The 7842-nt window shown below is 62.9% G+C and carries 7 protein-coding genes; all 7 read right to left on the bottom strand.

Annotation, left to right across the window (positions count from 1 at the left end; all coding sequences use genetic code 11):
- Positions 1-2392 (bottom strand): strawberry notch-like NTP hydrolase domain-containing protein (locus OE747_RS24240; protein ID WP_263831007.1); only part of this gene is annotated, 2392 nt, incomplete at its 3' end.
- A 513-nt stretch (positions 2393-2905) separates the two neighbouring features.
- The gene (locus OE747_RS24235) at positions 2906-3541 is read right to left on the bottom strand and encodes a hypothetical protein (RefSeq protein WP_263831006.1); all 636 of its coding nucleotides are present in this window, start codon (positions 3539-3541) and stop codon (positions 2906-2908) included.
- 105 nt (positions 3542-3646) lie between these two features.
- Positions 3647-4123: a DUF6915 family protein gene (locus OE747_RS24230; protein WP_263831005.1), complete on the bottom strand. Its 477-nt coding sequence runs from the start codon at positions 4121-4123 to the stop codon at positions 3647-3649.
- A gap of 1 nt (position 4124) precedes the next feature.
- A complete protein-coding gene (locus OE747_RS24225) occupies positions 4125-4508 on the bottom strand; it encodes a DUF6878 family protein (RefSeq protein WP_263831004.1) in 384 nt (127 codons plus the stop codon).
- Between the two features lie 78 nt (positions 4509-4586).
- Positions 4587-4883, bottom strand: coding sequence for a hypothetical protein (locus OE747_RS24220; RefSeq protein ID WP_263831003.1), 297 nt, complete (start codon positions 4881-4883; stop codon positions 4587-4589).
- Positions 4884-4999: 116 nt separating this feature from the next.
- Positions 5000-5380 (bottom strand): DUF3768 domain-containing protein, encoded by a 381-nt coding sequence (locus OE747_RS24215; protein ID WP_263831002.1) that lies wholly within the window; start codon positions 5378-5380, stop codon positions 5000-5002.
- A 126-nt stretch (positions 5381-5506) separates the two neighbouring features.
- The gene (locus OE747_RS24210; RefSeq protein ID WP_318527340.1) at positions 5507-7678 is read right to left on the bottom strand and encodes a ParB/RepB/Spo0J family partition protein; all 2172 of its coding nucleotides are present in this window, start codon (positions 7676-7678) and stop codon (positions 5507-5509) included.
- Between the last annotated feature and the right edge of the window lie 164 nt (positions 7679-7842).

The raw sequence follows: 7842 nt of genomic DNA, 5'->3' as shown, positions 1-7842 counted from the left end.
CCGATATCCAGAAGCCAAGGAAAACAAAAATGAATCCCGGACACCTTCGCATTATCGCGTCCTCGCGATTAGCCATCTTATGCGCAGCTGCGCATAATGTGCGATAGGCGTCGGCGTAGCTGTCGTAGATGGCGATCTGGGCGGGGCTCAGCTCATGCACCAGCATCTCGTATTCGACGCCGGCATAGGAGAGGGACCGCGCGAGATAGAGCCCAAGCGCCTTCAGGTCGCGCGAGATCATTTCCATGGCCGCAATACCCCCGGCCTCCATCGCGGCGACAAATTCTGCCCGCGTCACGAAGGGGAAATCCCCGGTGCCCCAGAGCCCGAGGCGGGAGGCATAGGCGAGATTGCCGACGACCGTCGCCCCCGTGGCCGAGACGTAGAGCACGCGGGCATCAGGAACGGCGTTTTGAAGCGCGAGGCCCGCAAGACCCTGCTGGGAGGCCTTTTTGTCACCGCGGTCGGACTTTTCGCCGGCGGCATTCGCCATGGCGTGGCTTTCGTCGAAGGCGATGACCCCGTCAAACCCGTCGCCGAGCCAGGACGTCACCTGATCGAGGCGGGATGCTTTGCCCTCGCGTTCTGCCGAACGCAGCGTGGCATAGGTGACGAAGAGGATGCCTTCAGGGAGACGGATGTCGCTGCCCTGGCGGAATTTCGAGAGCGGCACGATATCACTTTCACGTCCGCCGAGCGCCATCCAGTCGCGACGCGCATCTTCGATGAGCTTGTCACTCTTCGAGACCCAGACCGCCCGTCGGCGCCCCTGCAGCCAGTTGTCGAGAATGATGCCCGCGACCTGCCGTCCCTTGCCGCAGCCCGTACCATCGCCAAGGAACCAGCCCTTGCGCAGACGGAAGGCACCCTCGTCGCCCTCAACAGCTGCCATCAGCTGGCCTTCGATCTCGCCGCGCTTGAACCAACCCTTGAGATGCGTCTCGTAGGCATTGCCCGCGTAGATGACGCTTTCGAGCTGCGGCGCGGAGAGAAGCCCGTCTGCGACAAGGCTCTTCGGCAGAACGGGACGGTAGCTCGGCACGGGTGGCGGCACTGAGGCCATGGCGGCGGATTGCACCAGCGCGGTTGGGTGTTCAGCCGCACCATCGATCCGGATCGCCTGAAGGTCATATGCCTCGTAGACCGTGTCCTGCAACGCGCCCTCGGGTTCGCTCCAGGCTTTCGGCAGGTATTCGAGCGGTGCTGTCTTGATGTCGTCAAAGGGATGTTTCGCGCGTTCCTCGGCGAGAGCGCGGGTTTCCTTGCGGGCGGCGTTGCGCAGGGCGTGGAGGTTGGTGCGGGTAGGGCGAGACGGGACCGACAGGGCCGTACTGGAGGGGCAGGGCGGGGGGCTGCGTCGCTCCGGGCAGTGGGTCAGAACTGCGGAAAGAAGATCGGCCGTGGTCACGCAGATAGGATGATAGGCGGCCTCTATGTCGACCGGCGCGGTCGCTTCAGCGCCAGCCGCGCGCTTGTCGATCACCGTCAACCGCGTGTCGATCGTGGTGCCATGCCGCGCGAAGACCTTGCCGTCGATCGCGGCGGAAAACACCACATCGGCGCTCTGGCCAATCCGCTGAAACGTCGACTGGAAGGATTTCGTCGATGCCCTGAAACTCTCGCCAGTGATGACGACAAGACGCCCGCCCGGCGAAAGGCGTGCCAAGGCGGACAGAACGTGCTGACTGGTGGCCTGCCGGAACTTACCCTCGACATGGTTGGCCGCAGAAAATGGCGGATTCATCACGACGACAGAGGGCGTGATCGACCGATCAAGACGGTCGTCGATCGACGCGGCATCGTGGGCTGAGACCGCGGCATCGGGGAACAGCTGTCCCAGCAAGGCGCGGCGGGTTTCGGCAAGTTCATTCAACGCCAGGTGCGCGCCTGCGATCCGGGCGAAGATCGCCAGCATCCCGGTGCCAGCCGAGGGCTCGAGCACAAGATCTTCGGCACGAAACCCCGCCGCCTGCGCAACGATGGCCGCAAGGGGCAATGGAGTGGAAAATTGTTGCAAACGCACGCTGTCCTCAGAACGCCGCGTGTGGGACGGGGCCAAACTGGCGAGACGTTCGATCATGGTGAGGAAGGCCTGCGGTGAGGCGGCCTGGCGCTGCATCAATGCGCCGTAACGCGAAAGCATCAGGATCTGCGCGACCTCGGTCGCCTCATAGGCGTCCTTCCAGACCCAGGCGCCACTGGTGTCGCTGGCGCCGAAAGCATCTTCCATCGCGGCGCGCAGGGCGGCAGCGTCGATGGGTCGGCCCACCTCGAACAAGGGGACGAGGGTCCTCGCAGCTTGGATCAGGTTGTGGGAGAAGCGCAAGGCTTCCGGGCGGGCAGGGGCCTCGGCCTCGGGCGCAAGCGGGGCGGAATGGGGGTGAGCGTTCATCGGTGATCTCCGGGGTTGAGGGTTGGCCCCAAGCCCCGTGCGCACTCTCTCACCCGGGAGGGGTCACCCCTCCCGCCCTGCCTCTCGCTCTTTCATGGGAGTGCTGGACTCCGCCCCGGCAGCGGAAAGTTATCCCCAGAATCTGGGGGTTGGGCTGTGGACGCTGTCGCGGAGGCCCTTGTCAGCTTGACGCATTACCAGTTCGCCGAAGTTTTGGGCGGCTTGCGGCCTGCGCATCCGAAACGGGCACGTCGTCGATCGCTCGGTAGCCGTACGCACCCAGACACCTTCAGGAAGAGCTCTGAAAAAGAAAAAGGCGGCATCCGCGAAGAGGTGGATGCCGCCGATCATTCCGGATCGGCTCAGGGAGGAGGAGAGAACCGATCGCATTCGAAACATAGTGATCATGCTGCGACCGCACAATAGTCGGGTCCTGACAATTCTGCATTGCAGCAATCCAAGGCCAATTGGGATTGCCGCAAGAAAGGGAGCGTATGCCACCTGTGCCGGTTCCTAAGGGTGAGCCTGCGCTTGAGCGGAAGTGGACTGGGGTGTTTGACCAGGCGACCGTACTGGCACAGCCTGTCGCGCCTCGGGCAAACAGCCCGTCTCATAGTCGCCGACGAATCCCCAGCAGGCGTCGATCTCGTCGCCGTCCTGCTCAATGACATAGCCATAGACCCGGCCGCCTAGATAGGCGTCGTAGCTGACAACTTCGCCACGCAGGATGTCTTTAGCCTTTTCACGCAGCGCCTTGGTGACGCGTTTCACGCCGAACTCCTTCCGAACAGCCTCAAGCGTCACATACACATAGCCAACCTGGCCAGAATCCCACGGACAATGAAACCCGATCGTGTTCATCGCGAGGCCGGAATGATCGTAGAGAAACACGGGCAGAGTGATCGCCTTGCGCTCGGCGCGGTCCCGCAGCTGGTCCATCGAGAGATCACTCTGATCCGAGACGCCCGAGAGATCACGCAGAAACGCCTCAGGGCTGTCGAACTGGTGGCTGTCACCCAGCCGATAGCGCCGATGCCAACAGATCAGCGTTCCGAGGTTGCACCATTCCCGGGGGCTCTCAGAATCGGGGTCATAGTAGATCTTGATGGTGTGACCTTGGTAGGCCTCCTCAAAGACGGGGTCGTGCATGCCGATTTCCTTTCTTGAAACGCAATCGACCCGCCAGGCCGATTAAGGCGCAGTCGGGTCGATTGCGACGTGGTCAGGTGGTTGGTGAGTTTGCCGCCCGGCCGATCAGGCGGCGGCGCGGTTCAGGCGATGCTGGACGTGCTCGACCGAGACCTTGAGAAGCCAATCCTCAAACCCGAGAATGGTCTGGTGATTGACCACCGCCTCGAACCAGACCGCGCGCGGATCGCTGCCGATCTGCGTCGGGTCGTTGTCGATCCGGCCATTGGCCATCCACGGCTCCGGCTGAATGCGTCCGAGCCAGTCCGCCAGCGACGGGATCCGCCCCTGGCAGTCCTCGCGCACATGCTGCTCGCCGATCCAGCGGATCGGGACGACCCGGCCCGCGCTGTTGGTCAGGCTGTGGCCAAATATCCGTTGGGCATCATAGATCCCTGCTGTATGGTGGCGATAGGCTCTGTGGACGAAGAGGGCCAGGTGCTCTTTCGATGAGTCAAACCAGTCATGCACATGTTGGTAATCATCTGGAACACCGCCGAACTTTCGGGCCGAGCTTTCGGCGTGGTGAAGGGGATGCGCCATGTCAGAGCCCCTCGTGTTCGGTGGTATCGGTCTCGATATAGCGGTTCGAGTGGCTGACATCGATCTTGTCCGCCTCAAGCGACCAAGTCAGTTCGCCATAGCCACCCTCGTTGTTCTCGAAACCCGGGCTCAGCCCATAGGCGAAGTCCCAGCCGAAATCTTCGACACGGCGCCGCAACTCGTCCTTCAGTGTGACCGTGTCAGGGGCCACGACGACATCCTCGACATTGCCGGAATCGCCGTAGCCTTCGTATTGCACCTCGATATTCGTCACACCAATGGCACGCAGCTCGGTAAGGAGCGCCGCGCGGGTCTCGACCCGCTGCTCGGCAGCACGTCTCTGGGAGTCGAGCATCTGCGCGTAGAAATCAGTCGCTTGTGTCATGTCTTTTGTCCTTTGGAATTGGGAGAGGGGAGGGCGACCATTACGCGAGGCCGCCCCAGAGGTTTCCTGCTGGGGGCTTCAGGCCGCAGCGTCGCCGCGTTTCTCAGCCGTTCGTTCAACCAGATTGAAATAGAGGTTCTCGGTCGCGCGCTTGAACCCAGGGGGTTTGCGCGGAGCGAGGCAACGCACCGAAGCGCTGCAGCTCTCGCCGTGCTCCATCGCGAACTGCGTCACCTGGTCGATGAGGTCATCCATGCCCGCTGCCTGGATGCGCTTCTCGGGGTAGCTCGCAATCATCTGGAACTGGGTAACAACGAAGGCGCCATCACGGTGGGCGGGATGCAGCGTGATCTCGTAGTCGATCGTTTTGGCCATATCTGGTCTCCTGCGGCGGGCGGGACGCAACCATCGCGCCCCTTTGAACCCGCCAGCGCGAAAGGACCGCCCTTTGTGCAAGGGCGGTCCGGGGCGGTGTTGGGGGAGCGGGGTCGTCAGTATTCCGACGGCAGCAGCAGGGTCAGAACCCGGCGCGTCTGTGCGGGATCGGAGGGCTCAGGCGAGCCGTATTGGTAGTCGGTGTCATACAGATCGACCTTGAACCAGACTGTCGTGCCATTGAATTCGATGACCCCCATCTCGTGCCAACCCTGCGGGTCGCTGTCGGCATTGAACACGTCGAACGCGGCGACGCGGCGGGTGAGGTCTAGTTGGGCGTCGGGCCCAAGCGCCGCGACGCCGCGTGTCATCACGAACTGGCCCCGCGGGGCATCGGCGACCGGGGTAGCGCCGAGGATGGAACGTCGAAACGCATCATTCTGCGCGGCGATGCGTGCGGCTTCCCGAACGGGATCAAGATCGAGTGTGGTGGTCATGGGACATCTCCGGGACGGGCCAGCCGATCCGATATCGGCTGTAGGCAACCCGTCAGCCGGAAAGGACCGCCCTCAATGTGAGGACGGCCCAAAGTTCATGTGGCAATCAGATCGGTGTTTGCTTCGTCAGGCGGCATCCCCGCTGAGGAAGGCGGGCAAGGACGATGGTTCCTCATTCTCCGTCTCGGCCAGCGCGTCTGCGGCGGGCATGTCGCCTTCCCCCGCCTCGGGCGCAACGTTACTCATGTCGGCAACCGCCTCCGTCGCACCAGCAAACACCATCCCGTCAGGCAGCCAGCGCGTCGTCCTTGCGACCGTGGCCGCGTCAAAACCTTCCGTCTCGCCGGCCGTTTCCGCGAAAGCCCGCTCCATCGCTGCCGCGAAATCGCCCTTGCGTTCGCGATTGCGATCCTCAGCGTAGTCGTCGCCGATGAGCTTGCGCGCCGTGGCCACGGCATGGCCCTTGTTGACCCGACCCCAGTAATTCTGAGCGGTCGGGCGCCAGCAGGCCGCCACATCGACATCGAGCCGCGCGCCAATCTCCTCGATGATCGGAGAGGGGCGATTGTCGGAGGAGAGCTGCGGCTTGACCGCCAGACCCGTCGCCCAGGCGAAAAGCGCCTGTTTGTCGGCAAGGGGCAGCGCAGACATCGCCTGGAAGTCCTCGGGTTTCTCCAGCGTCATCCAGTCCGTAGCGAGATCCTGTTCCAGCGCTTCGAGCATCTTCTGGGCGACCGTATCCGCATGCAACACCTCACGGTTTTGCGCCTGAAAGGGCCGGATCGAGATTTCGAGCGCCTCGTTGTTGTAGGACCGCCCCAAAGCCTGCTCACAGAGCGCGTAGAGCATCGCATCGAACGCCACCTCGAAATCCGCCGCCAGATGCGCCCTGAGGATATGCTGACGCGTCGCGCGCAGATCATCCGCCAGGCTCGCCGAAATCCCGTCCGCCTTGCGCAACGTCGCGGCAGGATCGGAGGTTGGCACCGGTGTGGAGGAGGTCGGCGGCGTCACCTGTGGCCGGGCAGGGGAGGGGGCGCCATCCGCATTTTCGGTGATCTCGTCGGGTTCCGGCGCAGCAGGAATATCCTCCGGTCGCACGAGGCCCTTCTCGACCCGAAGCGCCCCGTCATGACCGATGGTCAGAACGACACCGGCGATGGTGCGATCTGCGTCTGCGTAGGGCTGCCGCTCTCGCTGCAGGGCCTCGATCTCGCGCAGACGCGGCTCAATGGCGTAGTATTCTTCGGTCTCCGCGTCAGTCCAGTCCTCACCGTCATTTTGCGCGGCGAGTTCTTCCTCGCGTGCAATCAGACGTTCCTCTTCTGCGAGCAGGTCCGGATCGGGGTCGATGTCCTGCGGATAGACCCGCCCGAAACTGCGAAACGCACCGTAATCCACCGAGAGATGAACCTCGACCCATTTCCAAGCCGCCTCGAAGGGTTTGGCCGCAGCCTGAAGCTTCTCAATAGCAAGACGCTCCAGGAGCTCGGGGTTCTCCATATGAGCGCTGGCACGATCATCGAAGAGATCGCGCAGCAGAACACCGCCCGCCGCCTCATATGCCTCGATGCCGACAAAGCGCCCGAGGGCTGAGTTCGCCGAATGCGCCGTCTCGGTCAGCTGGCGTTTGATGCTCTGCGGATGGATGTGATAGCCGCCCTTCACCGCGTTCCAGACTGCCAGTTGGCGATCATGGTCGTCGGTCAGCGTGAACGCCATCACACATTCGAGGGTCAGATCGCCCGCGCGGAACTGCTCGATGATTTCGGGCGCAACACGGGCGAGTTTGAGGCGGCGGCGCACCAGGTCGACGGAGACGCCGAATTTCAGCGCGATCTCGTCTTCGCTGCGGCCTTCGGCGATCATCTTGTCGAATGCTTCGAACTGGTCGGCCGGGTGCATCGCCGCGCGCTGGAGGTTTTCTGTGGCGGAGGTGAGGACAGCGTTGCACTCGTCCTCGACGAGGCAGGGTATCAAGTGGTCTGCGGGGATCACGCCGTCTTCGACAAGCTGCCTCAGCGCCTTGAAGCGGCGACCTCCGGCATCGACCGCAAAACGTGTCTCGGAAAGTGCGTGAACCACCAAGTTCTGTTTGATGCCGGTCTCGCGGATGCTGGCAAGAAGCTCAGCGTCGTCGCTAGCGCTCGCGGCGACTTTGCGGACGTTGAGTTGGCTCGGCTCCAGCTGGTCGAGCGGGATCATCCGGATATCGGCAACGCCGTCAGGCGTTGCCGATCTGGCGGCTTCGGTCTTCTTTGAGGTGGCGGGTTTCTGGCGGGTCGTGGTCTTGGCCATGGTCAGCATCCTTTTCACGCCGGACCCGGATGAGGCTCTCTCTATCCTTTCAAGCCCGGCACCCGGGCTTCCCTTTCTCTGGCTTTTGGGAGTGGGCAAAACGTGGTGGTCAAGCGGCCCGCTTTGAGACTTCTAGCCTTCGGTCAAGAACAGCAGCCCGAGTA

It is taken from the genome of Ruegeria aquimaris, from assembly GCF_025751555.1.
Taxonomy (GTDB): Bacteria; Pseudomonadota; Alphaproteobacteria; order Rhodobacterales; family Rhodobacteraceae; genus Ruegeria_B; species Ruegeria_B aquimaris.
This window is presented reverse-complemented; position numbering and strand designations above follow the sequence as displayed.

Coding starts and splice junctions, on each gene's coding strand:
- OE747_RS24235 (WP_263831006.1), bottom strand. CDS start 3,541: ATGCACGACCCCGTCTTTGAGGAGGCCTACCAAGGTCACACCATCAAG.
- OE747_RS24230 (WP_263831005.1), bottom strand. CDS start 4,123: ATGGCGCATCCCCTTCACCACGCCGAAAGCTCGGCCCGAAAGTTCGGC.
- OE747_RS24225 (WP_263831004.1), bottom strand. CDS start 4,508: ATGACACAAGCGACTGATTTCTACGCGCAGATGCTCGACTCCCAGAGA.
- OE747_RS24220 (WP_263831003.1), bottom strand. CDS start 4,883: ATGGCCAAAACGATCGACTACGAGATCACGCTGCATCCCGCCCACCGT.
- OE747_RS24215 (WP_263831002.1), bottom strand. CDS start 5,380: ATGACCACCACACTCGATCTTGATCCCGTTCGGGAAGCCGCACGCATC.
- OE747_RS24210 (WP_318527340.1), bottom strand. CDS start 7,678: ATGGCCAAGACCACGACCCGCCAGAAACCCGCCACCTCAAAGAAGACC.